Source organism: Rhizobium sp. RM, from assembly GCF_013390595.1.
GTDB lineage: Bacteria > Pseudomonadota > Alphaproteobacteria > Rhizobiales > Rhizobiaceae > Agrobacterium.
The window spans coordinates 406,842-432,112 of the sequence record NZ_JACAWV010000007.1; the positions used below are offsets into that span (position 1 = coordinate 406,842).

Sequence of the window (25,271 nt, forward strand, 5' to 3'; positions counted from 1 at the left end):
GTTTCCCTCAGATGCGTTCGGCCAGCGACACGGTGAAGATGCCCCACTTGTCGATGCGCTGTTCGATCTTACGGAAACCCGCAGCGGCGACAAGCTGGTCCATTTCCTGCTGAGTGCGCCGACGCATGATCCAGGCTTCTCCTCCACGGTGAGAAGTCAGCGCCCGGGCGATCATCTCGAGCTGCGGATGCCAGGGCTGTCCCGTGTAGATTAGCAGTGAGCCTGGCTCCAATCCCTGGGAAAGCCCGCGAAGGGACGCCTCGATCATGGCGTTATCGGGAAAAAGCTCATAGAGCCCGGAGACGACGGCGAGCGTCGGCCTTGGCTCGACCGACGCCAATCCGGCTGTATCGAAAGCATCGGCGCGTTGAAACGTCGCGATATCCTTCAGGCCGCGCTCAGCGATCAGTGCGTTACCTCTGTCGACATTGATAGGCGAATAATCCTGCAATCGGATGTTCTCCGGCCTCACATCCGATTTTGCCACGGCATCAAGAATATAGCGCCCATGACCGGCGGCAATGTCGAGAACACGCAACGGCTTGCCTGCAGCGCGGAGACGGCCAAATGCCACGCCGATGAGTTCCTCCAGATGTATTTTTCGCTGTCGAATACCGCGCCAGCCGATCGCATCGAGAAACTGGCGGTCGATCATCCGACCGCCAGGACCAAGGCCGCGGGCCTCGTCTTCATAAACATAATCAAGCGTCGAGCCGGAATCGAAGCCCGTTCGCACGCCCGTCCGGATGCCGTTGGAAAAGAGACCGCCAAACCGGATAGAGGCCCGCGTCAGAGCCCAATAGAACCCACGTGGCGAGGTGATCGACAACGGCGTTGCCAAGCGGTCGGCTTCGTCGCGGCTATAACCGGCAACATGCGCCTGCCTGAGATCGGCGACAACTGGAGACTCGTCGAAACGTGCTGTGATGAATGCACGGACTTTGTCCAATGCCTTTGCCCGATCCCGCTCGCCCAGCGTATCGTGATAAAAACCAGGCAGCACGTGGCGTTCCTTGATCGTACTTCCGAGGTTTTCGAAGAAACGATGTTGAGGCTGATGTCGCACGACGAAATCGCTGCCGGAAATCAGCAACTGTGTCGGCACGGTGATCGCCCGGGCATCTGCGACAACCCTGTCGGCGGCCTCATAGAGTTCCAAGAGGACGTTGGACGCAATGGGCCGGGTGATGAGCGGATCACTCTCGAACGACGCAATGCGCTCGGGATCATGTGTCAGGAAACGCGCCTTGACGTAAGAATTGACGAAAAACGTGCCTTTAAGCTTTTGCCAGAGGGCAATGCCCTCCTTGGCGAAGGGCACATAAAGCTTGACGTCAAAAGCCGGAGAGGCCAGCACCAAAGCGCGGATTCCCGGAGCGTAATCATGCACCCAGGTTGCGGCAAGCACGGCACCGACACTCTGGGCCACCACTGCAACCTGGTCCATGGCGAAACCACCGGTCTCGCGAATATGGCGGACGAAGCAATCGAGATCGCGCACGGAATGTGCAAATGACGGGGAGTAGCCGCGTTCGCCGGGAGAACGACCGTTTCCGCGTGCATCCCAGGCGTAGAAGGCAAAATCATCGAGGCCAAGCTCTTCCGCGATATGCGCGACCCTGCCGCCGTGCTCGTGACCACGATGCAGAAGCACGATCGCACCCTTCGCTGTGCCGGATCGGGCCGGCCAGGTGCGGTAGAAAAGTTCCACACCGTCATGGCTCGCAAACACGGATTCGATCATGCCATTGTCACTCCCATTGACTTGCATTGTACTCTATACAGACGAGTTCCCACCTTTGCAGTTGATTTCCTCAACTTGCGTCTGCATTTGTGAAAGCAATCAACCGGATTCGAACTGACATGTCGATCTACAAACTGAAATCGTCTTTCCAGGCCCTCTTGCGCCCGATGGTTGGACGACTGGCCGCAATGGGAGTGACCGCCAATCAGGTAACGCTGGCTGCGGCATTCATTTCGATCGCGATTGGAGCCTTGCTGATCGTCCAGCCCGAACCGGGGCTATTTGCACTTGTACCACTCTGGATGTTTTTGCGCATGGCGTTCAACGCCGTCGATGGAATGCTCGCGCGCGAGCATGGCCAGCAATCTGCACTTGGCGGTTATCTGAACGAAATCACCGATGTGGTCTCGGATGCTGCACTCTACATACCCTTCGCCTTGGTTGCCCCGTTTTCACTGCCATGGATCGCCATCATTATCTTCCTGGCGACCCTGACGGAATTTGCCGGCGTCCTTGGCATTGCACATGGCAAAGGCCGCAATTACGAAGGGCCGATGGGCAAGAGTGACCGCGCCGCCCTTTTTGGCGCCCTTGGTGCTCTCGTGGCAATGTTCGATACGCTGCCCGACTGGACGTGGCATCTGCAGCCCATGGCATGCGTCCTGTTGATCTGGACAGTCGTCAACCGTGTGCGGATGGGCCTTCGCGATCCGGACTGATCAGTCCAACGTCGCTGACCTCAAGCATCGCGGCAGCAGCTTCAAATTCAGTCAAGCCCCGCAAGATCGGCAATCGAGAACCGATCGAGATAGGTCCAAGCAGCGCGATCGGCGCCTGCGATGATCTTGTGGAAATCCAGCACGCCGTCCTGAAGAAAGCTGTCTTCATCGAGTTGCCTCGACGCTGCAGTCTGTAACTGAAAACGTGATAAAATATCCCCGAGCAGTATGTTTCCCGCCGGTCTGGAAAGCTCCAGTCCGCCGTTGCGGCCACGCTTCGTTTCCAGAAAACCCGCCGTAACGAGTTTCAAAGCAACATGCGCGGCAAACTCTTTCGAGGTGTTTGCAGCCTCTGCTGCTTCAGCTGTTTTAACGCGACCGCCATTCGACCGTGCACAGGCGACCAGGATAAAAATCGCCACCACTGTCTCACGCTTCAAATGCATGTGGTCTTTTCTCTCTGACCCTGAATGCGTTGTGTCGGAAGCATTTCCTTCGGTCGGCCCTCACCTGCGCCCCTCGCGGACGAGCAGCCAGAGGAAATAGATGCCGCCGATACTGACGGTCATGACACCGACCGGCAGTTGAACCCCGAAGGCGTGCTGGGCGGCCCAGTCGGCCGAAAGCAGAAGCAGTGCTCCCATCAGCGCCGATGGCGCAAGTGCCGTCCCGGCCGAGCGTGTCACCCGGCGGGCGATCTGCGGTGCGGCAAGCGCGATGAAGGAGATCGGTCCGGCCGCAGCCGTGACGGTTGCCGTCAACGCCACCCCCAGCACCATCATCAACAACCGGGTCCGGTTGACATTGATCCCCGAGGCACGCGCCATGTCATCACCCATCTCCATCTGCCTGAGGGCACGAGAGAGCAGGCTGACCATCGGGATGATCACGACAAGGACGACGGTGGCCGGAAGCAATTGCTCGATACCAAGACCGTTGAGAGACCCTGCCCCCCAGACCGCAGCAGACATCGCCACCTGCAGATCCGCCTCACGGATCATCCAGGCATTGAAGGCTGAGAGCATGGCGGCAACACCGATCCCGACAATGATCAGCCGAAAGCCCTGAACGCCACGACGCCAGGCGAGCAGATAGACTGCCGATGCCGTGACAATGCCGCCGACCAGGGCACCGGCTGCAATGGCATAATAACCGCCTGACAACAGCAGGATCACCACCAGTGCGCCACTATAGGAACCGGCTGCAAAACCGATGATATCGGGCGAGCCGAGCGGATTGCGGGTCAGCGACTGGAAGATCGCCCCGCTCATGCCGAGTGCGGCCCCAAGCAGGATGGCCATCGCCACCCGTGGCAACCGCCATTCGACCACGATCATCCGGATCATCTCCGGATCGGCATCGGTGGTGGCGTTGGTGGGATCACCATGGCCAAGCAATGCCTGCAGCGCATCGAGGACGCCGATCTCATAGGTTCCGCTGACCAGCGAGATCAGAGCGATCGTCAGGGTGAGCATCACCAGAACAACGGAGACGGTCGCCAGACGGGGATCGATGCGGAGCGAAAGGCGTTCGCCGAGCAGACGGATCACCGGCCGATAACCGTGAGCCTGATCGTGATCGTGATCTTGATCGTGACGGTCACCGCTGCGGTTTCCATCGGCAGGCTTTGCGGGAACCCCTGTCATAGACCGCTTGCCTTGCTGCGGCGGGCGAGCGCAATCAGCACCGGCGCCCCGACAAAGGCGGTGACAATGCCTGCCTCCAGTTCACCGGGGTAGAGCACAAGACGGCCGGCAATGTCGGCGCAAAGGAGCAGGATGGGCGCACCGATCATCGTCAGTCCGATGATCCAGCGCTGATCGGGTCCGCAGAGCCAGCGCACCACATGCGGCACCATCAGTCCGACAAAGGCAATCGGCCCAGCCGCAGCCGTGGCGGCCCCGGCCAGCAGTGTGACGGCGATCACCACCAGAATGCGGGCCCTGATGATATCGGCACCCAGCGTGCGAGCCAGATCATCGCCGAGCGCCACGGCATTGAGCGGCCTTGCTGCCAGAAGTCCAATCACAAGTCCGCTCAGAATAAACGGAGCGACGGCGTTGACCACGCCGATGTCACGCCCGGCGATCGAGCCGATCGACCACATCCGCAATGCATCGAAGGCCTGTGGGTTCAACAGCGTGATCGATGAGCCGATACCGCCGAGCACCGCGGCAATGGCAACACCCGACAGCACCAGCCGCACCGGTGTTGCACCATCACGGCCGGTTGCCCCCAGCCCATAGACCAGCAGCGTCACGACAATTGCACCGGCAAAGGCGGCAAAGATATAGGCGTCGATCGACTGCCATCCCAATACCCCCACCGCAATCGTCACGAAGAAGGCGGCACCGGCATTGACGCCGAGGATGCCGGGATCAGCAAGCGGGTTGCGGGTGGCGGCCTGGATCAGCGCACCCGAGACACCGAAGGCGGCACCGCACAGCAGGCCAAGCAGTGTGCGCGGCAGACGATAGTCATGGATGATGATGTGTTCCGCCAGACCACTATCATAGGACCACAGCGCATCGATCGCTGTCGCAACCGGGATCGGGCGTGCGCCAACCAGCAGGCTGGCAACACAGACCGCAGCCAGCACGGCAAGACCGATGAACAGCGTACTCCTGCGGATCGCTCTTGCCGTGGCAAGACCGCCTGCCCTCGACGTCCCCTGATCCCTGGACGCGACGGCATCCCTCACACCCGCGCCTGCCCTTCGATCCAGTAACCGATCGCATCGATGCGGTTCTTGTCGAAACCGAGCGCATCGCGGAAATGTTTGCGGCAATCGGAGACGGCCTTGGCCTCACCGGCAATATAGATATAGCCCGGACCTTGCGGCAGTTCCCTGATCTCGCCGGCTATGCGGGAAAGCTCGGTGTAACCGGTTCGCTCCGGCTTCGGTCCGTGGCAGGCGTGCCAATGGAAGGAAACCTCAGCGGCGGTTTCGATCTGCTGGCGGTCGGCCTCGGATGGCACTTCGACATGCACGATTGTCCGCAACCCGGCCGGCAGCTCTTCCAGCACGCGGCCGACGGCGGGAAGCCCGGTAATGTCCGTCAGCATCAACAGCCATTCACTGCCCTTCGGCATCCAGAAGCGGCCCTCGGGATTGCAGATGCCGACCACGTCGCCAACCTTGGCTTTGATTGCCCAGGTGGCTGCGACACCGCCCTCATGGACCACGAGGTCAATCGTCATCTCGCAGCGCCCGGCATCCCAGCGGCGGATCGTATAAGGACGGTTCGGGCAGTCCTGTGAACCATCAGGCCTCCCCCACTTTCCGTTTTCCATGAGCACGGGAAGGGTGACTGGTGTGTCTGCATCTGGCTGCAAAGCAAGCCGAACCCATTCGTCGGGATGGCCAGAACTTGCAAGGCGATCTCCACCTTCGACCTTGAGAACAACCCGGATCATTGAGGGTGAAATCCGTTCAACCTTGATCGCCTCGCCGAGAAAGTAATCCCTGACATAAGGGGGATGGTCATGGCTATCGTGGTGATCGTGGTGACCGGATACAGCATGCATCATTTTTTCTGCTCCACATTGCGGGCCGCTTCCGCTAGACGCGGAACAAATTTTGGAAATCCATAGGGAATGGAAAGAACGCTCAACGCAGAGGTCGACCAGACGGAAACTGGATCGTCGAGAGCGATGTATCCGCCGCGTTTCACCGCTCCGATCGTCTGGAAAAGAGGTTCAGCCTCGACAGTCTGCCGTGCACCGTCACCAAACCACATGATGAGGAGGTCAGCGTCGACCCGGTCGATCTCTTCCAGTCCGACACTGACGGAAATCTTCGATGGGTTCTCCCTCGCCAGTTCTGCAACACCGGGCGAAACGGCAAGACCGATTGTCTCCAGAGCGCTGACGCGTGGGTCAGACGGCAGATAGACGACGAAATTGCTTGAACCTTTGAAATAGGTGGCAAAGGTAAATGTCTTGCCGCGTAGTTCCGGATGATCGGCGCCGAGTGATTTCAGAAACGCGTCGGTATCTGAAACAAGCTCTTCGGCCTCCTGAGGTTTCCCTAAAGCAAGGCCAATGAGCTCCGTTTGCTCTTTCCAATCCGCACGCCAAGGTCCGGAACGATAGGCGACGGTCGGAGCGATTGCTGACAGCCGCTGCCATGCCACGGTGTCGACACCTGAGCGCACGGCAACGATCAGGTCTGGTCGAAGAGCGGCGATGGCCTCATAGTCGGTCTCCCCCGAAAACAGATGAGGTCTGGATCCTGTCAGTCTTTCCTCGTCCCACGGGAACATTCCACTCGCAAAAAATCCGTATTTTGTCATCGCAATGGGCGTTTTGCCCAAAGCAATTACCGCGTCCTCGCTGCTCCAGCCAAGTGTGACGATGCGTTGTGGCTCCGCCGGAACGGCCGTCGAACCAAGCGCATGTTTGATGGTTACTGGAAATTGTCCGTCCGATTTTGCCGCGCCCCCCGACAAGGCGAAAGCGGATAATGCCAGAACGAAACCGATGATCTTGCGCATCGACACTCCTATGGATGAAAACAAAATAGCAGCCGCCTCCCCTTCAGGAAGGCGGCTTGCACAGGCTGGCAAGATTGTCAGAAGGTTTTTTTCAGTGTGAACGTGACATTGCGAGGTGCACCAAAATTGCCGGTCGCATATGTCTCATCGAAGCTGCTGTAATATTTTTCATCGAACACGTTATTGACGTTGAGGCTGGCGGTCACACCGTTCTCGAAGTCGTACCTGGCCATCAGGCCGACTACAGCATAGGAATCCTGAACTGCAGTTCCAGTGGCTGGCCATGTCCAGGAATTGAATATCTTGCTCTGCCAGGAAACATTGCCGCCGACTGTAAGGCCAGTGTCTGGTATCGTGTAGGAAGTCGCGATGCGGATCATGTTCTCGGGGATGACAGTCGAAATTCTCTGACCTTCAGCATCTTCCGTTCGGCTATGCGTGAAGCCACCACCAAGCTGCCAACCGGGCAAAACCTCTCCGGATACTTCCAATTCCACACCGCGCGTAATCGCTCCGTCGATTGACTTGTATGCAAATGTCCCATCCGGCAATCTGGCGGTGACGCTGCGGTCCCTCGTCGCCAGATCATCCTGTTTTATGTAGAATCCTGCCAGAGACACATTCAAACGGTCGTCATAGAATGCACCCTTTATCCCCGCTTCGAAGTTGGAACCAGTTGTCGGATCAATAATGGCGTTGTTCTTGTCCCTGTAGGCCTGCTGTTTGAAAATGCTCGTATAGCTTCCGTACACAGACCAATGATCGTCCAGATCGTAGACGAGGCCGGCGTAAGGTATCCATTCGCCATTTCGCTTTGAACGCTGGCTGGATTTTGCACCGGAACTGAAACTCTCGGAGTCGAATTTGTAGTCATAAAAAACCACACGGCTGCCGGCTATCAGAGATAGGTCGTCCGTCAGGCTGAACCGGCCGCTACCGTAAATCCCCGTCTGGTTGATCTTGGTGAGAGAACGGAACGAAATGTCCCCCTGATAGGACGCGATGTCGAAGTCTCCGTTCCAGTCGAAAATGCTTCCGGGGAGAGGCATGTAATCGAAGTCCTCGCCGAGCGCCTTATGCTCATCCTGGCCGATGGCACTTGTCACACCGAAACGCAGGTCATGCTCCCTCCCAAAAAACTCGACCGGTCCTTCAACATAGGCGTTGATCGCATGCTGCGTCGTAGTTGTTTCAGGAAATCCGCCCAGCATTTGGCCGCCGGTTCCATCATCAGCAATCACTCCCCACGACGCGGATGCCAACGCTCCCCAGCGTTTCGCGCGGTAGTAGGAATATTCCGAATGGAGTTTCCAGCCGTTGTCGAATTCATGATCGAGGCGGGCAAAATGCGTACGGAAATCCTGGTAATAAGGAAGGTTGCCACCACCTGGATTGAACGACCTGTCGTAATCGACAAGCGATCCGTCAACATGGAATAGCGGGAACCCGCCGAACTGCGTGTTGTACGACTTCCTGCGCTGGTAATCGCTGCCGAGCGTCAGCGTCGTGTCCTCGGCGATGTCTGCCTCCAACACACCGTAAAATGTGCCCTCACGCAGCTCGTAGCGGTCGAGGTAGGAGTCTCCATCCTGTAGACTGGTTACAAACCGGCCTCGCACAGTGCCCTCCGCATTCAAAGGGCCGCTTACGTCAAATTCGGAACGGTAGGTGTCCCAAGACCCTGCACTTCCCGAGACATATCCCTTGAAAGTATCCGTTGGCAGTTTTCTAACGAGGTTGATTGTTGTCGAAGGGTCGCCCGCACCGGCCATCAAACCGGTTGCGCCACGCAACACCTCAACCCGGTCATAAAGCACCATGTCGGAAACGCTCGGTCCCGAACCATATTGAATACGGTACCAGGTCGGGACGCCATCAATCAGCCAAGTGGGATTTGAAAACCCGCGGGCGTAAACGTTCGTACGCTCGGAATCCATCTGATGCACCGTAATACCCGGCGTCTGATTGAGAACTTCCGCAATGGTGGTGAGATTCTGATCCTCCATTTTCTGCCGGGTAACAACAGTGACAGATTGTGGGGTTTCTCGCAGAGAAAGCGGCAAACCTGTCGCCGTCCCGGTTTGCTTTGTCGTGTACAAACCTGTGCCTTCGGTTGTGGCGCCCTGGGCATCGACGACAATAGGTGCCAAAGCCGTTGTATCCGCTGAGCTGCCACTGCCAGCGCCTGCCGATCCAACGACGAGCGCGGCCGTTCGCGCTCCTGACATCCGCACGGCGATGCCTGTTCCGGACAACAAGGTTCTGAGTGCCTGATCGGCGGACATCTGACCAGTCACCGCAACGGAACTTTTTCCTGCCACTGCCTCAGACGTAAAGCTGACATCCCAATCGCTGGCACGCATGAACGCCGATAGCGCAGCAGCCAGCGGCTGCGCTGGAATATTGAAGCTCACAGTCTTGTCAGCCTGCTGCTGTGCCCGCACAGATGTGGGAACTGCAGTCCACGCTGTTGCCAGCACGGTCGACGCGATCAAAGCGTAGAAAATATGCCGGGATTGCCAGCGATCTGACACTCCTTCCGTTCTCGTAATATTGCCGCGCGCCAACATTTGCCCCGTCATTCCGAAAGTCCCTCATCAATAAGCTCAAGGACCGGAAATTCGAGGTTCGAACCTGGCCCTGTAATGAGGACACGCGGGCGAACCAAATCTCACAAAAAAAGTTGATTTTTTATCGAAGGATTAAAACGCCGCCCGGAAGACGGGTCACGGTTGCGCCAACAGTGGCCGCAAGAGAGCGAATCGCGCGTTCCGGGTTATCAAGTCGATAGCGTCCGTTCACTTTCACCGCATCAAGGTCATCGTCTGTGCGAATGATAGTGTGTCCGTAATAACGAGCAAGTTCGTGGATCACCGCCCCGAACGGTTGGTCCTCGAAGGTGATTTGCCCCTTCAGCCACGCAAAAGTCACTGAAACATCCGTGGCGTGTACTGGCGATATCCCCGTCGCACTTGCAACCACCGCCTGCCCCGGCTGGAGGTCAGCTCTTTTACCCGGGTCCGCCAGATTTCTGACCTCGACATGCCCGCGCTCCAATGCGACGGAATCCTGATTGTCATCGCGTCGGACCGAAAACGCCGTTCCTTTGACCTCGACTTCCGAGAATGCCGCCGTAACCTCGAAGGGGCGTGACACGTCGTGGACGACATCGAAATATGCCTCGCCCCGAAGTAGCCGGACGCCCCGCCGGTTTCCTTCGAACTCTAGCGCAATAGCAGTGTCTGTATTCAGAGTGACCTTCGAGCCATCCGGAAGCAACACCTCCTCCCGCCCACCCGCAATCGTCACGTAATCCGCTTCCCACTGAACTCGAAGGCCCGGATATTGCTGAACACCAATCGCGACGACGATAGCTGCAGCCGCAGCGCCAACCCAACGTATCCATCTCCGTTTTGGTTGACGGAACTCAACGACGTTCGCCGCTTGTGCTGCGTTGCCGAACCCTCTCGCAGCAGCGATCCTGTGCGCAACCTCATCGGTTTCAGGCAGTGCCCAGCCTGCGGCCACTTTGTCAAATGCCCGACAATGAGCGGGATTCGCGTCACGCCATTCTTCAAATCTGGATCTAAGTTCATGGCTATCTGGCTCGCCTTGCAGCAGGAAAAACCAGCTCAGGGCGGCATCCATCAAGGGGTCCGGATGAACGTAGCCCTCTTCGCCTTCGGAATTATTCAGATCGTGTCCCACTCAGTTCAGTCCCATCGGGGGTTCGGCGAAAACAGCGGCCTTATACATGAGACACTCCGCACCTTGAAATCTCACAAATCTATTTTTGTCCAACATCAGTCGATCATCCCCGGTCGATCCTGGCCAATGCTTGCATGCAATGGGCATGTGCCATTTTGAGGTCGTTGAACACGGTGTTTGGAGACACACCGAGATGCGCCGCAATTTTCGGATAGGGCCATTTTTCGACCTTGCTCAGGATCCAAACTTGCTGCGCTCGTTCTGGTAACCTGGTGATCGCTTCTTCCAGAAGCCGAAGGCGCTCGCGGTGCAAAAGTTCAGCTTCTTGGGACGGAGTGGACGACGCAATGTTCTCGACATCGCTGGCAGGGAGACCGTCTCGTTCGACTTCTGCGCGCGTCTGTCGGCTGCGCCGGTGATTGAGAGCAAGGTTGCGAGCGGTCTGAAACAGAAATGCTTCAACATGCTCGACCGTACCGCCTTCAACAGCCTTGCTGACCCGAACAAATGCTTCCTGAGTAACGTCCTCAGCAGCTTGGTGATCGCCAACGATCCGTAAGACGGACCAGAGCAACGCGCTTCGGTTGCTCAGAAATATGTCTGTGAAGCTCGCTCTCACTCAGCGACCTCATTGTGCATAGCTGGGTTCCGCTACAAACGAAGAGAAATTTGAAACAGACTGTACTTCACGTCCGATGGTGTGCTTCGTTAACGCCCAATGGGAAACAATTCAATAGTTGAGTTTGCTGGTCATATTTCTGATCAACTCGCTTGGTGCGGCGAGACGCCGCTCGGTGTGGGCCAGAGACAGTTGTAACGCTGGTACGTCGGCCAAGTGGCGCGGGTTCAGATGAACTGGTGGAAGCGATGGATTGCCTTGCGGGGAACTGGCGCGCGGCATATCCATGCGCATAGCTGCCGTACGCTTGAGAAAACCAAAGCCAAATATGCGTCGTTATCGCCCGCGCACCTCCGTCTCCTTGCAAAAACGCAGCGCCATTCCGAGTCGACTTTCTCGCCATTGGCAACACGAGGTATTTTCACCTGTGGTTTTTGCTTAAAGCGCAAAGCAGATTCACAGGATGGATTTTCCTCAAACCTCTTGGTTTATAGCAAAGCTTGCCACGACCTTCAGCGCCCATGCGCGATAACTATTAATCTATAGATTTAGTATATTGGATGGGTACATGGCTCTCAAACTCTCTCGTCGCACCGCCCTTAAAATCGGCGCTGGTGCCGCTCTCGCATCGCCCTTCGGCGTCAGTTTTGCTTCGGCACAATCGTCTCAGGACTTCCCCGCCGAACTGCGGCTGGATTGGGGCTTTTATTCGTCCCACACGCTTCTCATCAAGAACAAGGGTTGGCTGGAAGAGGCTTTCAAGGACGTCGGCACCAAGATCACATGGGTCCAATCGCGTGGCAGCAATAACTCGCTGGAGTTCCTGAAAGTCGGCTCGACCGATTTTGCCGGGTCCGCCGCCCTTTCCGCCTTTCTGTCACGCGCCAACGGCGTGCCGCTGAAGGTCATTTATGTCGCAAGCTGGGGCGGCTCTTCGATCATACAGGTGAAGCCGGATTCTCCGTTGCAGTCGGTTGCCGATCTCAAGGGCAAGACAATCGCGGTAACAAAGGGAACAGCACCCTATTTCACACTGGTTCGCGCATTGGCAAAATCCAACCTGACGATCAACGATCTCAAGGTCGTCAACCTGCAGCATCCTGAAGGCTTTGCGGCACTCCAGCAGGGACAGGTCGATGCCTGGGTTGGTATTGATCCACAGACGGCGCAGGCTGAAATTGCCGGCGATCGGGCAATCTTCAGCGATAAAAGCTGGCGTGAAGGCAGCGTCTTCAGCGTCTCGGAAGAATTCCTCGGTAAATATCCGAAAGCTGTCGAACGCGTACTTGGCGTTTGGGTCGAGACGCAGAAATGGATACGCGAGAACAAGGAGGAATTCATTTCCTTCGTCACACAGCAGACCGGCAGTGATCCACAGGTCACAAAACTGACGGTAGACCGCCGCGACTGGTCTGATCCGGTCCCCGGTGATGAGCTGCTGGCCTCCATCAAAACAGCGACACCATTGCTCGGTTCCGAGGTTCTTCGCCCAGGCACCAATGTCGATGACGTCCTTGGACAGCTTCTTGATCCGGCACCGGCCAAGAAAGTTCTCGGAGCATGACATTCTCGACCCAGGAATTCAGGGGCGAGGTAAGAAACGAAGCGACAAAAGCGCAATCGTCGGGTCCTATTTCCCGCTTTGGCAAAAAGCTGCTGTCACTCGATTTGCGTGGAGCGATCGTGCCCGTTGGCGCGCTCGTTCTGCTCGAGCTCTTTGTAAGAATGGGTTGGGTAAGCCCCTATGTGCTGCCACCCCCGTCAGATCTCTATACGACCTTCCTGTATCTCGCGGAGGGGCCGCTTTGGACCAACATTGCCGCCAGCGCCTTGCGTGTTTTGATCGGTTTTACCGTAGGCTCACTTCTCGCAATCGTCGTGGGATCGGTGGTGGGACTGTGGTATTCGGCGGAACGGTATCTCGAGCCCAGCTTCCAGGCTCTGCGCGCCGTCCCTAGCCTCGCCTGGGTGCCGCTGCTGATGATCTGGTTCGGTATCGGCGAAACCTCGAAGATCGTCCTGATCGCCAAAAGCGCTTTCTTTCCTGTTTATCTCAGCCTGTTCTCCGGCATCCGCAATGTCGACCGCAAGCTCGTGGAGGTCGGGGAAATGTATCGGCAGCCTCTGCCGGTTCTCGTTTGGCGCATTCTCATTCCCGCATCGCTTCCACATCTCTTCACCGGTCTGCGTTACGGTCTGTCGCTTGCCTGGCTGAGTGTCGTGGCGGCGGAACTGCTCGCCGCCTCCGAAGGCATCGGTTACATGCTCTCGGATGGGCGTGAGCTTTCGCGCCCGGATCTCGTATTGATCGCCATCATCTGTCTGGCCGTGCTTGGCAAGATTTCTGACAGCCTCTTCAAGCTGATCGAGGATCGCTGCCTTTCCTGGCGCGACAGCTATTCAACGTCGATCGGAGGGCGCCCGGCATGAGCCTTCTCGATATCGATGTCCGGGAAAAAGCATTCGGCAAGACCGTCGTGCTGCACGACATAAAATTGAGCCTCGACAACGGCGAGGCTGCGGTGCTGCTGGGTCCGAGTGGCTGCGGAAAAAGCACCCTTCTGCGCATTGCTGCCGGTCTCGACAAACGCTTTTCCGGTCATGTTTCAGTCAGGACTGGTCAGGCTGGCGATAGCACTTCAGGACCTCCTGTTGCCTTCGTGTTTCAGGAGCCGCGACTGATGCCGTGGCTCACCGTGGCACAAAACATTGGTTATGCAGACGGATCGCGTTACGATCGCGCCCGTGTCGCTCGCTTGATCGATGATGTCGGTTTGACCGGCCATAGTGAAACCTTGCCAAAGGCACTGTCCGGCGGCATGGCGCAGCGCGTTGCGATCGCCCGGGCACTCTATACCGAACCGCGTATCCTGCTTCTCGACGAACCTTTCAGCGCCGTCGACGCCTTCACCCGCATGAAACTGCAGGACCTCGTGCTGAAGCTTGTGGAACAGCGGGGCATTTCCTTCCTGCTGGTGACGCATGACATCGACGAGGCGCTCTATCTCGGCGACCGGATCTACATGATGGGTGCGCGTGACGGTGGCATCCAGCATGATCTGGCCGTTGACGTCGCCCGCCCGCGCGACCGGCGCGCAGCCCGGCTGGCCGAACTCAAAAGCGACGTTCTGACAGCACTTCAGGCAGCCCACGTCATTTGAGCGGGCGGAATTTGCCCGCCAGTTTCCCTTCATTCAGCAGATTGATTTAGCAGATGACACAACAGTCGGAATTTCTCTGGTATATTCCCAATCAGGTCGTTGCCGGGCATCGCGGTGAGCCTGTGAAACACGACCACAACAGTCTCGAAACTCTGACCAGCCATGCAAAGGCACTTGAAGATCATGGCTGGAAAGGTGCCTTGCTTGGCGCGGGTTGGGGCAGGCCAGACACCTTTACCGTGGCGGCTGCACTGGCGGCACGAACGAGCACCTTCGAGCCGTTGATCGCCATTCGTCCAGGTTATTGGCGACCGGCCAATCTCGCCTCATCCATCGCCACGCTCGATCACCTCACCAATGGTCGGGTGCGGATCAACATCGTATCGGGTCAAGACAGCATCTCTGCCTATGGCGACCAGGAGGGTGATCAGGCTGAACGTTATGGCAGGACGCAGGAATTCATGCGGCTCGTCCGGCGGCTCTGGACGGAGGAAAACGTCTCGTTCAAGGGGGAGCATTACTGGGTCGACAATTCCACCGTCACCCCCCGGGTGACCCAGAAACCGGGACGGTTGACTCCGAAACTTTATTTCGGCGGCGCATCGGCCGCAGCAGAACGCGTGTCGGCCAGCGAGGCGGATATCCAGCTTTTCTGGGGTGAACCACTTGAAGGTATTGCGGCCCGGATCGACCGGCTGAAAGAGCTGAGCAAAACGCAGGATCGCAATCTGCCACCACTTGAATTCGGACTGCGGATTACAACCTTCGTGCGCGATACAACGGAGCAGGCCTGGACCGAAGCGGAAGCGAAGGTCGCCGAGATGGCGAGGGTCGGCAAGAATGACTGGGTGGATGATCGTCGCCCCCAGGCAGTTGGCCAGCAACGTCTTTTCGACCTGCAGAGCAAGGGCGATGTGCTCGACGAAAACCTCTATACAGCACCTGGAAAATTCGGCGGTGGTGGGGCCGGCACAACGTGGCTGGTTGGTTCCCCGACCGACGTTGCGCGGTCTTTGAAGCGCTATCGCGATCTGGGCATCACGCATTTTGTGTTGTCGGATACCCCGTATCTTCGAGAAATTTCCAGACAGGGCAATCAACTCCTGCCCCTGCTGCGTGAATCCGCATGACAGCAGAAATCCATCGGTCCCTGGCAAATTATCCATTGTTCGGCGGCGACACCACACGTAGCCAGCCACCGGTGATTCTGATCATCGGCGGTGGGTACTCGGGTGCGGCGCTGACAATCCGTTTGCTCGAACAATGGCAAAGACCGCTGCGAGTGGTCATAGCCGAACCGAGATCGTCAATCGGCCGGGGTCAAGCCTATAGCACCGAAGAAACCGCCCAACTGATGAACGGTCCTGCCGGGAACTTCTCGATCCATCCGCGGGATCTCGGACATCTGGCACGCTGGGTTGCAAACAGCGCACGCGATGACGGCACGGCACTTGCCGATGGTGAGGCGGAAACGTTGTTCATTCCACGTGGCAAGTTCGGGTGTTATGTTGAAGAGGAACTGCGACAGTCAATCGAAAAAGCCGCCTCGGGAATCGAGGTCGAGCATTGGCAATCCGACGTCATCAAGTTGGATCGCCTCGCCTCCGGCGGCTTGAAGGCGCAATTTGCAGACGGTCGAACACTCGATGCAGATATCGCCGTCCTGGCAACCGGCGTTTTTCCACTTCGCTCCGATTCCGTTCTTGGTGCGCTCTCCAATGACTGGCGACTGACCACACCCTGGCAGTCGAAAAATCTCGATCGCCTGAGCAAAGCGCAGGACATTCTGATCGTCGGCGCAAGCCTCAGCATGGTCGATACGGTGGCCAGTTTTGAAGCCCGTGGTTTTCGCGGGCGATACCATGTCATTTCACGGCGTGGCCACCTCATCGAACCGGTCCGGCCAGCAGGTGAGGCGATGGATATTGTCGATCCCGACGCTCTGCCGCAAACCACACGATCGCTTCTGACGCTGGCGATCAAAGCAAGGCGCAGGCTCATGGCAGAGGGTCGAGACTGGCAGGTTATTCCCTTCAGTCTTCGGCCATTCATATTGCCCATGTGGCTGAAAGCGACGACCACAGAACGGCTGCGTTTCGTGCGCCATCTGCGCGCATTGTGGGATGTCACCGCGCATCGCGCCGCGCCGCCGTCTTACGCTGCAGTTGACGCAGCAAGAAGTGCTGGAAGATTTGCGGCCCGGGCCGCCCGGCTGCTTTCAGCCAACCCTCTCGACGGGCGGCTTCAAGTGATTTTGCAACCACGCAGAAAAACGCAGCCTGAAGTGATCGTGGTCGATGGCATAGTTGATGCACGGGGACATCAGGAACACGACTGGGGTCGTATAACGACACCTCTCGTGAAACACCTTCAGCAAAACGGCCTTGTCCGCCGACACGACACCGGCTTCGGCATCGATGCCACTCCAGATGGTCTCGTGGTTGGCCTTGATGGTATCAAACATGGAGATCTTTTCGCGATCGGACATCCCTTGCGGGGTGTGGCCTGGGAATCCAGCTCTCTGACAGAATTACGAGCCCAGGCTCAAACCTTGGCGACCACACTCAAAACCTTGCTCGATCCAACGGAAGATCAAACGCCAAGCCGATTGGCCTCCTGAGGTCATCCAGACAGAACCAGGGCGACACGACAAGAAACTCCAGCCAACATGTGTCGACTGGAGTTTTGTAGTGCCAGTAATGGGGCTCAGGGGTAAGCTGTAGCACCATCCGGTTTGCGGGTAACCTTGCGTTCCCAATGGATGTAATCGTCCTTTTCGAGAACCTTCTCGTCAATTTCGATACCCCAGCCTGGCCGGTCCGGCCGCAGTTCCATGTGGCCATCTACCGGCATGTATGGGTCGAGCGCCCAAGGCGCATGAACGTGCGGCTTGAATTCGAGCACCTTAAAATTCGGCTGTGCGGCACAAAAATGCACGTTGACTGCCGTCGCTAGCGGCCCCATCGGATTGTGAGGTGCGACGGTCACATAGTGCGCTTCGGCAATCGCGGCGATGCGACGCATCTCACTCACGCCGCCCACCACGCAGATGTCCGGCTGGATAATATCCGCCCCCCGGGCCGACAGGAGCGACAGGAACTCAAAGCGATTGTAGAGGGATTCTCCAGTGGCAAGCGGCACCGTCACCTTCGATTTGAGTTCAGCCCAAGCCGGAATATGTTCCGGCCGGATCGGCTCTTCGTAGAAGTACGGGTCGTAAGACGCGATCGCCGCAGCAAGCTGCACGGCCTGATAGGGTTCGAAGATCTTTGCATGCGCATCGAACGCAAACTCAAAGTTCGAGGGCGTCAGCTCGCGAATACGCCCGAACCAGTCACCGGTTTCCTTGACGAGTTCGCCCCAGCGGCTGGCGTGCAGGTCGCGTCGATAGGGGCTTAGCTTGAACGCCGTATAACCATATTCTTCGTGGAGCTGAAGCGTCTGATCACGGGCGTGTTCGGCGTCAGGCGCTGTGTAGACACCGCAGTAGACACGCACACGATCGCGGACATTTCCACCGAGAAGCATGTAGACCGGCAGACCAGCGGCCTTACCGGCGATATCCCACAGAGCGTGGTCAATCGCGGAAATGGCCGCAAGGCCAAGCGCACCCGGAGGGAACCGGCATTGCTGATTCAACTTGAGAACGATGAACTCGACCCGGCGCGGATCTTCACCCTCGATCTGGTGGAAAAGATAGTCGAGCAGCGGCGGCAGGGCCCAGTCTGGTCCGTGATTGTAGCATTCGCCCCAACCACTGATGCCTTCGCTGGTTTCGATCTTGAGCAAGAGACGTGGACGGTCATCCACGCGCTGCATGTACGTCTTGATACCGGTAATACGCATGGTCAGAACTCCGTCACGCAGCACGCGTTTCGGCGCTGATGCGATCAACAACGCCACGCAGGATCGTGCGCTCACCTTCGTTCAAGGCCGTGACACCAGGGACACGCACCGGACCGACATTGTTGCCGAGCATGCCAAGCGCTTCCTTGACGACGGTGACGTTGGCTCCGTTGTTGTACTTCGTTCGGAGAGATTCGAATTCTGCAATGCCATCGATCAGGTTGCGTGCGCCGGCATAATCACCGTTATCAAGCGCACGGAGAATGGCGTGCGACCGCTCCGGGAAGACGTTGACGAGGCCTGAGGTGAAACCCCGAGCTCCAAGGGCATAGAAGGCAGGCGCCCAACCTTCGGCCAAACCGCAAACCCAGATTGCCGGTGCGTCCTTTGTGGAGCGGATAACCTCAGCAAGCAGCATGAGGTTCGGCGATGCAAACTTGATGCCGGCGATATTGGGGTGAAGTGCAAGGGACCGGAAATCGGCGACCGAGAAACCGTCGCTACGCACGTAGGCAATGACCGGGACCGTGCAGAAATCGGCAAGTTCAAGGAAATAGCGCGCCTGATAGGAAGGCCCTGCAAATGGGTCCATAGGATGGTGGCCCATGATCGCGTCCGCGCCAGCGGCAATCGCATCATTTGCAAGCGACTTCGCATCAGCCAGCGAGCGCCCCACCGCCGCACTGACGAGAGACTTGCCCGCCGCAGCCTTGATGGTCGTCGCGTGCACAAGCCTGATTTCATCCAATGTCAGGGTGAAGAATTCTCCGGTATTGCCCGCCGCCATGAGATTATGGACTCTCGCCGCAGCAAGACCCTTGATCAGCGCATCGAGCTTTTCGACATCCACCGCGCCGTCAGCGCGATACGGGGTGACGGGAACACCCGAAATGCCACCGAGTGCTTTTCTGACGATCTCGAGCTTTTCACTCACTTATTTACCCTCTTTGTTTCCGAAAACGATTGAAAGATATGTTTCGCCGGAGCGGACAACGTGGTCACGCATCTGCTTTTCGGCGCCATCGACATCGCCCTCAACGATGGCGGCAGCGATAGCGGCATGTTCCCGCAACGCCTTTTCGCGTTCGGCGGGATCTGAATGGATGATGCGACGGATGCTGGCATCATAAAACTGCTGCCGCTCGATCAGGCGCGCGAGATACTGACAGCGTGACGCCTTGTGGATCTGATCATGAAAGGTTTCGTTGAGCAGGATCAATTCGTCCGCATTACCCGACGTCGTGGCAGCATCCATCAACATGACAGTGGCCTTCAACGCGCCCGCGGCCTCAGCCGAAATACGCTTGGCTGCCAGATGACCGATCATGGATTCAAGAGCCGCACGCGCAAGGATCATCTCCTCGGCCCAGCTCATGTTGAAGCGGATGATCACCCCCCGACGCGGCAACGCCTCGACAAGCCCCTCCGCCTCCAGTTGACGCAGGGCTTCCTTGATCGGTGTCGTACTCACTCCGAACTGCTCGGCGAGCTGGCGTTCATTGACTTTTTCATCAGGCGCAAAACGACCGGCAATGATCGCGCCACGCAGGATGCGATGCACATGGTCGCGCATGGTCAGCTGGAGCTGGGGATCGAGCCTTTCGATGGTTCCCACCCCACCGGACAGACTTGGTTGATGAGCCATTGCTGCAAAATCCTGTTGACGTTCAAATCGACTTGTGAGATCTGATATACCAGATTTCAGATCGATGTCGATATGAAAATTGGCATTCGAGGTTGAGGAGCCTCAAGGGAGGAATGAAAATGCTCAGACGTCACTTCATCATGCTCGCCAGCGCTGCTGCTATCGCAGCCGGCGCTCCACTCGCAGCCGCTGCCGCAACGCCGCGCGACCAGCTCGTCATCGCGACCAACATGTCCTCGATGCGTGGCCTTGATCCGCAGGAGTTAAACCAGCTTGAGGCTGCAGAAGTCGTTGCCAACCTCTATGAGCGGCTGATCGTTCTGCCGGCGGACAAGATTACTGAACCGCAACCAGGACTTGCCGAAAGCTGGTCTGTCTCCGAAGACGGTAAAACGTTCACATTCAAAATCCGCTCGGGCGTCAAATTTCATTCAGGCAACGCGCTGACGGCCAAGGATGTCGAGTGGTCTCTGCGTCGTCTGGTAAAGCTCGGCCTTGCCCCGTCCACCGATCTGCGCCAATGGGGCTTTTCGGCTGACAACGTTGATCAGCTTATCCGCGCAAGTGACGACCACACCGTGGTGATCGAAACACCAGAAGTCTGGAATTCCGACCTTATCCTTCTGTCGCTGGCAAGCTTCTCGACCTCCATCCTCGACAGCACGTTCCTCGCCGGCAAGGAAAAGAATGGCGACATGGGTCGCGAGTACCTGCAGACTGCCGATGCGGGTTCGGGCCCATATTCGCTGAGAACATGGCGCTCCAACGAAATGCTGATTGCCGAAGCCTTTGCCGACTATTGGCAGGGAGCGCCAGCCATGCGCCGTGTAATCCTGCGCCATCTGCCGGAATCCTCGGCGCAACGTCTGCAGGTTGACGCCGGAGATATGGACATCGCGACGCGACTGTCTTCCACAGATCTTGCCGCACTGGAAGCGGGTGGAAAGGTCGAAATCCAGAAAACACCCGGCTTCGGCTTCTATTATCTGGCCCTCAACCAGAAGGACGAAATTCTTTCCAATCCCAAAGTTCGCGAAGCCTTCCGCTATCTGATCGACTATGACGGCCTGAGCAGCACCGTCATGAAGTACTACGGCATCAAACAGCAGAGCATCATTCCTGCAGGTCTGCCTGGCGCACTCAGCGAAAATCCGTACAAGCTGGATATCGACAAGGCCAAACAGTTGCTGGCCGAGGCCGGTTATCCGGACGGTTTCTCAAAGGTCTATTATGCAACACCGGTGACGCCTGAATTCGAGGTCGCCCAGTCGCTGCAGGCCAATGCGGCAAAGGCCGGCGTCAAGCTTGATCTGCAAGGTGGCGACCACATCGGCAAGTTCCGGGATCGCGCTTTTGAAATCTTCTCGGCCCGCTCTGGTGAACGTCTTCCTGACCCGCATGCAGTGCTCGCATCCTATGCGACCAACAAGAACAATGCTGATGAGGCCAAGTTGACCGGTCTGCTGGCCTGGCGTTCAGCATGGGATGTTCCGAAAGAGATCCAGGACATGGTGACGGCCGCGGCCCACGAAACAGACAAGGCAAAGCGCGCTGATCTCTACACGCTAATCAACAAGGCATATCTCGCAGCTTCTCCCGCCCTGATCACCTCGTTCCAGCGAACCGACGCCAAGGCCGTTCGAAAAGAAGTCAAAGGTTATGTCGGTCACTCCACCTGGCTGACCCGCTGGGACACCGTGACCAAGGGCGAATGATCGCCGCAAGCCAAGGACAAGTAACTTGACCTCCTCCCAAGCGACTACCGTTAGCAACCCGGGCAGCAGCAAATTGCTGTCCGGGTTGCGAAAGATTGCGACTTCCATCGCCGTCATCCTGACAACCCTGCTCGGCCTTCTGGTTATCACCTTCGCGATTGGCCGCCTTGTTCCTGCGGACCCTGTTATCGCTGCCATTGGCGATCAGGCCGATCAGGCCACATACGAACGTGTCTACAAGGAAATGGGCCTGGACCGGCCACTCTACGTCCAGTTCGGCGCCTATCTGAACGACGTCGTACATCTGGAATTCGGACAGTCTCACATCACCAAAAACCCGGTTGCCAGCGATCTGGCCCGCGTCTTTCCGGCGACCATCGAGCTTGCGACACTGGCAACCTTGATTGGCGCAGGTTTCGGTGTCCCACTCGGGGTCATTTCCGCAGTTCGCAAGGGAACGTGGGTCGACCATCTTGGTCGTTTCGTCGGTCTGCTCGGCTATTCGACACCAATTTTCTGGCTCGGAACCATCGTCATCCTTGTATTTTATGCGAAATTCGGCCTCATCCCGGGAGGCGGCCGCATCGACATCTACAATGAGGGGCTGGTCGAGGGGCCGACCGGATCGATCCTGCTGGACTCCATTCTCGCCGGTGAATGGCAGGTGTTCTGGAGCGCGCTTCATCACGTCATCGCCCCTGCCCTGATCCTTGGCTATGCGGCCATGGCCTATCTCAGCCGCATGAGCCGCAGCTTCATGCTTGAACAGCTGCGCCAGGAATATGTCCTTACGGCGCGCGCAAAGGGTCTCAGTCAGCGTTCGGTCGTCTGGCGTCACGCCTTTCGCAATATTCGTGTCCAATTGCTGACAGTTGTGGCGCTTGCCTATTGCGGCCTACTTGATGGCACGGTGTTGATCGAAACGGTTTTCGCCTGGCCGGGTCTCGGTCAATATCTGACTTCCGCGCTGTTTTTTGCCGACATGAATGCCGTACTCGGCAGTGTGCTGCTGATCGGCATCATTTCCATCGCGATCAATCTCCTTTCGGACATTGTTTATCGCTTCATCGATCCGAGAACACGGTGAACGCCATGACAAAATCTGGCTCCCTTGCCACCCTCCACAACTGGCTCATAAATGAGGATTTCACCTCAACACGTCAGGCCAGACTGCACGGCGTCTATGTCGCCTGGCTGAACCTTCTGGCTAACCCTTTAGCATTCTGCGGTTTTCTTGTCGTACTCGGCCTCGTGATCGTGGCCGCCTTCGCACCGCTTATCGCCACGCATGATCCCTATGCACAGGACCTCGCACTTGCGTTGAAACCGATATCCGCCCAGCACTGGTTCGGAACGGATGAGTTCGGTCGCGATGTGTTCTCGCGCTTGGTCTATGGCTCACGCACGACACTCTACATCAGTATCCTCGTCACCGTCGTCGTTGCACCGATCGGCTTCATAATTGGCGCCACGGCCGGCTATCTCGGTGGTTGGGTCGATGTCGTCCTGATGCGAGTGACCGACATTTTCCTTTCCTTCCCCAGTCTCGTCTTGGCGCTAGCCTTCTCCGCCAGTCTTGGTCCGGGAATTGAGAACGCAGTTATTGCTATCGCCCTGACCGTCTGGCCACCGATTGCGCGTCTCGCGCGCGCCGAAACCTTGACGTTCCGCAATGCTGACTTCGTTGTCGCGGCAGAACTGCAGGGAGCGGGCATGTGGCGCATTCTGTTTCGCCATATCGTTCCGCTCTGCGCTCCGTCGATTATCGTTCGCCTGACGCTCAATATGTCGAGCATCATTCTGACAGCGGCAGGTCTGGGCTTTCTCGGGCTCGGCGCACAGCCACCCATGGCCGAATGGGGAGCGATGGCCGCATCCGGCCGTCAGTATCTTCTCGATGCCTGGTGGCTGACGACGATCCCGGGCCTCGCAATCTTGACCGTCAGCCTTGCTTTCAACCTGTTGGGCGATGGCCTGCGCGACATTCTGGATCCCCGAAATGGCTAACGCTTCTGATCTTATCCTGTCCGTGAAGAATATGTCGGTGGAGTTCCCAACCCTGTCCGGCTCGGTAACTGCCGTCCGCAACGTCTCATTCGACGTCGGGCGAGAAAAAGTCGGCATTATCGGCGAGTCCGGTTCGGGCAAAAGCACCACCGGCCGCGCCATTATGGGTCTTCAGCCTCCCAAGGCGCGCGTGCTTGCAGATCACATGATGTTCGAGGATGTCGATCTTCTGAAGACGACGGAAAAAGAGATGCTGGCCATTCGCGGCAAGCGTATCTCTATGATCCTGCAGGACCCGAAATATTCGCTCAATCCGGTCATGACCATTGGCGACCAGATTTCCGAAACCGTCATCCTCCACGAACGCAAGTCCCGCAAGGAAGCCCGCGAACGCACTCTGGCCATGCTGGAACGTGTTCGTATCCGAGATCCGCAGCGGGTCTATAATCTCTACCCGCACGAGGTTTCCGGTGGCATGGGCCAACGCATCATGATCTCGATGATGTTGATCGCCTCCCCGTCACTGATTATTGCCGACGAACCCACATCCGCGCTCGACGTCACGGTGCGTCAGCAGGTTCTCTCGATCCTCGACGAACTGGTTATCGAGCGAAATATCGGCCTGATCTTCATCTCTCATGATCTCAATCTCGTTCGCAGTTTCTGTGATCGGGTCCTCATCATGTATGCTGGGCGTATCGTCGAAACCATTGCAGCAAAAGATCTGCACAATGCTCAGCACCCCTATACACGCGGACTGCTCAATGCATTGCCGAGCCTTGATCATCCCCACGACCGACTGGAAGTGCTGCGTCGTGATCCGGCGTGGCTGGAGAACAACTGATGTCCATGATCAACATCGAACATTTGGCCGTATCCTACGGCAAGGGCCACCAGCAAGTCCGCGTTGTCAACGACGTGTCGTTTTCCGTTGCCAAGGGGGAGGCCTTTGGGCTTGTCGGCGAAAGCGGCTGCGGTAAGTCAACCATTCTTGGTGCTCTTGCCGGCCGAAACAAACAATGGACCGGACGCATTGAAATCGACGGCGAAGCGATCGGCCAACAGCGCTCGCGTGACCAGCTCGCCAAACAGCAGATGGTGTTTCAGGACCCCTTCGGATCGATCCATCCGCGCCATACCATCGGTCGGACGTTGCTCGAACCACTCGAAATTCATGGCAAAGATCAGCGGCAGCAGCGAATTGAAAAGGCGCTTCGTGATGTAGGCCTTCCTCTGAATTTCCGTTACCGATATCCGCACCAGCTTTCCGGTGGTCAGCGCCAGCGCGTAGCCATCGCCCGTGCCTTGATCCTAGAGCCCCGAATCCTGCTCCTCGATGAGCCGACCTCGGCACTCGACGTCTCCATTCAGGCAGAAATCCTCAATCTGCTCAAGGATCTGCGCGAGCGCGAAGCTCTGACCTACATCCTCGTCAGCCACGACCTTGCCGTCGTTGCCCATCTTTGCGACCGGGTCGCAGTCATGCAGGATGGCGGCTTTGTTGAGGTCGCAACCAAACGTCAGTTGCTTGAGGGGACGGTCACCCATCCCTACACTCGGGTCCTGATGGATGGCAGCCGCGGTTACGTCACTGCAAATCAGCGAGCCTAG

23 protein-coding genes are annotated in these 25,271 nt (G+C 57.5%); 11 read left to right on the forward strand and 12 right to left on the reverse strand.

What is annotated here, in order from left to right; translation table 11 throughout:
- Positions 1–7: 7 nt before the first annotated feature.
- Complete coding sequence (locus HWX89_RS06510) at positions 8–1,744, reverse strand: bifunctional alpha/beta hydrolase/class I SAM-dependent methyltransferase (RefSeq protein WP_138795852.1); 1,737 nt, start codon at positions 1,742–1,744, stop codon at positions 8–10.
- 119 nt (positions 1,745–1,863) lie between these two features.
- Here HWX89_RS06510 and HWX89_RS06515 point away from each other — a divergent pair, with 119 nt between their 5' ends.
- Positions 1,864–2,463, forward strand: a complete 600-nt coding sequence (locus tag HWX89_RS06515) for a CDP-alcohol phosphatidyltransferase family protein (RefSeq protein WP_138795851.1) — start codon at positions 1,864–1,866, stop codon at positions 2,461–2,463.
- 47 nt (positions 2,464–2,510) lie between these two features.
- Here HWX89_RS06515 and HWX89_RS06520 read toward each other — a convergent pair whose 3' ends face one another.
- The 8 genes from HWX89_RS06520 to HWX89_RS06555 all read right to left on the reverse strand — a co-directional run bounded on the left by HWX89_RS06520 (position 2,511) and on the right by HWX89_RS06555 (position 11,286).
- Positions 2,511–2,909 carry an RrF2 family transcriptional regulator gene (locus tag HWX89_RS06520; RefSeq protein ID WP_138795850.1) on the reverse strand — a complete coding sequence of 133 codons (399 nt, stop codon included), beginning with the start codon at positions 2,907–2,909 and terminating at the stop codon, positions 2,511–2,513.
- A 60-nt stretch (positions 2,910–2,969) separates the two neighbouring features.
- On the reverse strand, positions 2,970–4,109 hold the full coding sequence (locus HWX89_RS06525; RefSeq protein WP_138795849.1) for a FecCD family ABC transporter permease: 1,140 nt from the start codon (positions 4,107–4,109) through the stop codon (positions 2,970–2,972).
- Entirely contained in the window at positions 4,106–5,164 is a 1,059-nt protein-coding gene (locus HWX89_RS06530; RefSeq protein ID WP_138795848.1) for an iron chelate uptake ABC transporter family permease subunit, read from the reverse strand. Before HWX89_RS06530 ends, HWX89_RS06525 begins: the two co-directional genes overlap by 4 nt.
- On the reverse strand, positions 5,161–5,994 hold the full coding sequence (locus HWX89_RS06535; protein WP_178340645.1) for a siderophore-interacting protein: 834 nt from the start codon (positions 5,992–5,994) through the stop codon (positions 5,161–5,163). The genes HWX89_RS06530 and HWX89_RS06535 overlap by 4 nt, the downstream gene beginning before the upstream one ends.
- Positions 5,991–6,959, reverse strand: coding sequence for an iron-siderophore ABC transporter substrate-binding protein (locus HWX89_RS06540; protein ID WP_138795847.1), 969 nt, complete (start codon positions 6,957–6,959; stop codon positions 5,991–5,993). The genes HWX89_RS06535 and HWX89_RS06540 overlap by 4 nt, the downstream gene beginning before the upstream one ends.
- Before the next feature lie 77 nt (positions 6,960–7,036).
- Entirely contained in the window at positions 7,037–9,541 is a 2,505-nt protein-coding gene (locus tag HWX89_RS06545; protein WP_138795846.1) for a TonB-dependent siderophore receptor, read from the reverse strand.
- Between the two features lie 109 nt (positions 9,542–9,650).
- Positions 9,651–10,667: a FecR family protein gene (locus HWX89_RS06550; RefSeq protein ID WP_353505659.1), complete on the reverse strand. Its 1,017-nt coding sequence runs from the start codon at positions 10,665–10,667 to the stop codon at positions 9,651–9,653.
- 103 nt (positions 10,668–10,770) lie between these two features.
- The gene (locus tag HWX89_RS06555) at positions 10,771–11,286 is read right to left on the reverse strand and encodes an RNA polymerase sigma factor (RefSeq protein ID WP_138795845.1); all 516 of its coding nucleotides are present in this window, start codon (positions 11,284–11,286) and stop codon (positions 10,771–10,773) included.
- 568 nt (positions 11,287–11,854) lie between these two features.
- Between HWX89_RS06555 and HWX89_RS06560 the strand changes: the two genes are divergently transcribed.
- From HWX89_RS06560 to HWX89_RS06580, 5 genes are read left to right on the forward strand one after another with little or no spacing between them, the layout of a single operon-like run.
- Positions 11,855–12,850 (forward strand): aliphatic sulfonate ABC transporter substrate-binding protein, encoded by a 996-nt coding sequence (locus HWX89_RS06560; RefSeq protein WP_138795844.1) that lies wholly within the window; start codon positions 11,855–11,857, stop codon positions 12,848–12,850.
- Complete coding sequence (locus HWX89_RS06565) at positions 12,847–13,716, forward strand: ABC transporter permease (protein ID WP_138795843.1); 870 nt, start codon at positions 12,847–12,849, stop codon at positions 13,714–13,716. Before HWX89_RS06560 ends, HWX89_RS06565 begins: the two co-directional genes overlap by 4 nt.
- The gene (locus HWX89_RS06570; RefSeq protein WP_138795842.1) at positions 13,713–14,447 is read left to right on the forward strand and encodes an ABC transporter ATP-binding protein; all 735 of its coding nucleotides are present in this window, start codon (positions 13,713–13,715) and stop codon (positions 14,445–14,447) included. Before HWX89_RS06565 ends, HWX89_RS06570 begins: the two co-directional genes overlap by 4 nt.
- Positions 14,448–14,500: 53 nt before the next feature.
- Positions 14,501–15,577, forward strand: coding sequence for an LLM class flavin-dependent oxidoreductase (locus HWX89_RS06575; RefSeq protein ID WP_138795841.1), 1,077 nt, complete (start codon positions 14,501–14,503; stop codon positions 15,575–15,577).
- Positions 15,574–17,067 (forward strand): FAD/NAD(P)-binding protein, encoded by a 1,494-nt coding sequence (locus HWX89_RS06580; RefSeq protein ID WP_138795840.1) that lies wholly within the window; start codon positions 15,574–15,576, stop codon positions 17,065–17,067. The genes HWX89_RS06575 and HWX89_RS06580 overlap by 4 nt, the downstream gene beginning before the upstream one ends.
- Positions 17,068–17,153: 86 nt before the next feature.
- Here the strand turns inward: HWX89_RS06580 and HWX89_RS06585 are convergent, their stop codons facing one another.
- Genes HWX89_RS06585 through HWX89_RS06595 form a run of 3 tightly spaced genes read right to left on the reverse strand, consistent with a single transcriptional unit; the run spans position 17,154 to position 19,938 of the window.
- On the reverse strand, positions 17,154–18,293 hold the full coding sequence (locus HWX89_RS06585) for a mandelate racemase/muconate lactonizing enzyme family protein (RefSeq protein ID WP_138795839.1): 1,140 nt from the start codon (positions 18,291–18,293) through the stop codon (positions 17,154–17,156).
- 13 nt (positions 18,294–18,306) lie between these two features.
- Positions 18,307–19,227 carry a dihydrodipicolinate synthase family protein gene (locus HWX89_RS06590; RefSeq protein ID WP_138795838.1) on the reverse strand — a complete coding sequence of 307 codons (921 nt, stop codon included), beginning with the start codon at positions 19,225–19,227 and terminating at the stop codon, positions 18,307–18,309.
- Positions 19,228–19,938 (reverse strand): GntR family transcriptional regulator, encoded by a 711-nt coding sequence (locus tag HWX89_RS06595; RefSeq protein ID WP_138795837.1) that lies wholly within the window; start codon positions 19,936–19,938, stop codon positions 19,228–19,230.
- 119 nt (positions 19,939–20,057) lie between these two features.
- Between HWX89_RS06595 and HWX89_RS06600 the strand changes: the two genes are divergently transcribed.
- From HWX89_RS06600 to HWX89_RS06620, 5 genes are read left to right on the forward strand one after another with little or no spacing between them, the layout of a single operon-like run.
- On the forward strand, positions 20,058–21,653 hold the full coding sequence (locus HWX89_RS06600) for an ABC transporter substrate-binding protein (RefSeq protein WP_138795836.1): 1,596 nt from the start codon (positions 20,058–20,060) through the stop codon (positions 21,651–21,653).
- Between the two features lie 25 nt (positions 21,654–21,678).
- Positions 21,679–22,740, forward strand: a complete 1,062-nt coding sequence (locus HWX89_RS06605; RefSeq protein ID WP_138795835.1) for an ABC transporter permease — start codon at positions 21,679–21,681, stop codon at positions 22,738–22,740.
- A 5-nt stretch (positions 22,741–22,745) separates the two neighbouring features.
- The gene (gene nikC / locus HWX89_RS06610) at positions 22,746–23,660 is read left to right on the forward strand and encodes a nickel transporter permease (protein ID WP_138795834.1); all 915 of its coding nucleotides are present in this window, start codon (positions 22,746–22,748) and stop codon (positions 23,658–23,660) included.
- Positions 23,653–24,504 (forward strand): ABC transporter ATP-binding protein, encoded by an 852-nt coding sequence (locus tag HWX89_RS06615; RefSeq protein WP_138795833.1) that lies wholly within the window; start codon positions 23,653–23,655, stop codon positions 24,502–24,504. The genes nikC and HWX89_RS06615 overlap by 8 nt, the downstream gene beginning before the upstream one ends.
- A 5-nt stretch (positions 24,505–24,509) precedes the next feature.
- The gene (locus tag HWX89_RS06620; protein ID WP_210271325.1) at positions 24,510–25,271 is read left to right on the forward strand and encodes an ABC transporter ATP-binding protein; all 762 of its coding nucleotides are present in this window, start codon (positions 24,510–24,512) and stop codon (positions 25,269–25,271) included.

What these genes read in the sequence shown, in the direction of transcription:
- HWX89_RS06510 (WP_138795852.1), bottom strand. Translation starts at nt 1,744, where the DNA reads ATGATCGAATCCGTGTTTGCGAGCCATGACGGTGTGGAACTTTTCTAC.
- HWX89_RS06515 (WP_138795851.1), top strand. Translation starts at nt 1,864, where the DNA reads ATGTCGATCTACAAACTGAAATCGTCTTTCCAGGCCCTCTTGCGCCCG.
- HWX89_RS06520 (WP_138795850.1), bottom strand. Translation starts at nt 2,909, where the DNA reads ATGCATTTGAAGCGTGAGACAGTGGTGGCGATTTTTATCCTGGTCGCC.
- HWX89_RS06525 (WP_138795849.1), bottom strand. Translation starts at nt 4,109, where the DNA reads ATGACAGGGGTTCCCGCAAAGCCTGCCGATGGAAACCGCAGCGGTGAC.
- HWX89_RS06535 (WP_178340645.1), bottom strand. Translation starts at nt 5,994, where the DNA reads ATGATGCATGCTGTATCCGGTCACCACGATCACCACGATAGCCATGAC.
- HWX89_RS06540 (WP_138795847.1), bottom strand. Translation starts at nt 6,959, where the DNA reads ATGCGCAAGATCATCGGTTTCGTTCTGGCATTATCCGCTTTCGCCTTG.
- HWX89_RS06545 (WP_138795846.1), bottom strand. Translation starts at nt 9,541, where the DNA reads ATGACGGGGCAAATGTTGGCGCGCGGCAATATTACGAGAACGGAAGGA.
- HWX89_RS06560 (WP_138795844.1), top strand. Translation starts at nt 11,855, where the DNA reads ATGGCTCTCAAACTCTCTCGTCGCACCGCCCTTAAAATCGGCGCTGGT.
- HWX89_RS06565 (WP_138795843.1), top strand. Translation starts at nt 12,847, where the DNA reads ATGACATTCTCGACCCAGGAATTCAGGGGCGAGGTAAGAAACGAAGCG.
- HWX89_RS06570 (WP_138795842.1), top strand. Translation starts at nt 13,713, where the DNA reads ATGAGCCTTCTCGATATCGATGTCCGGGAAAAAGCATTCGGCAAGACC.
- HWX89_RS06575 (WP_138795841.1), top strand. Translation starts at nt 14,501, where the DNA reads ATGACACAACAGTCGGAATTTCTCTGGTATATTCCCAATCAGGTCGTT.
- HWX89_RS06580 (WP_138795840.1), top strand. Translation starts at nt 15,574, where the DNA reads ATGACAGCAGAAATCCATCGGTCCCTGGCAAATTATCCATTGTTCGGC.
- HWX89_RS06585 (WP_138795839.1), bottom strand. Translation starts at nt 18,293, where the DNA reads ATGCGTATTACCGGTATCAAGACGTACATGCAGCGCGTGGATGACCGT.
- HWX89_RS06595 (WP_138795837.1), bottom strand. Translation starts at nt 19,938, where the DNA reads ATGGCTCATCAACCAAGTCTGTCCGGTGGGGTGGGAACCATCGAAAGG.
- HWX89_RS06600 (WP_138795836.1), top strand. Translation starts at nt 20,058, where the DNA reads ATGCTCAGACGTCACTTCATCATGCTCGCCAGCGCTGCTGCTATCGCA.
- nikC (WP_138795834.1), top strand. Translation starts at nt 22,746, where the DNA reads ATGACAAAATCTGGCTCCCTTGCCACCCTCCACAACTGGCTCATAAAT.
- HWX89_RS06615 (WP_138795833.1), top strand. Translation starts at nt 23,653, where the DNA reads ATGGCTAACGCTTCTGATCTTATCCTGTCCGTGAAGAATATGTCGGTG.
- HWX89_RS06620 (WP_210271325.1), top strand. Translation starts at nt 24,510, where the DNA reads ATGATCAACATCGAACATTTGGCCGTATCCTACGGCAAGGGCCACCAG.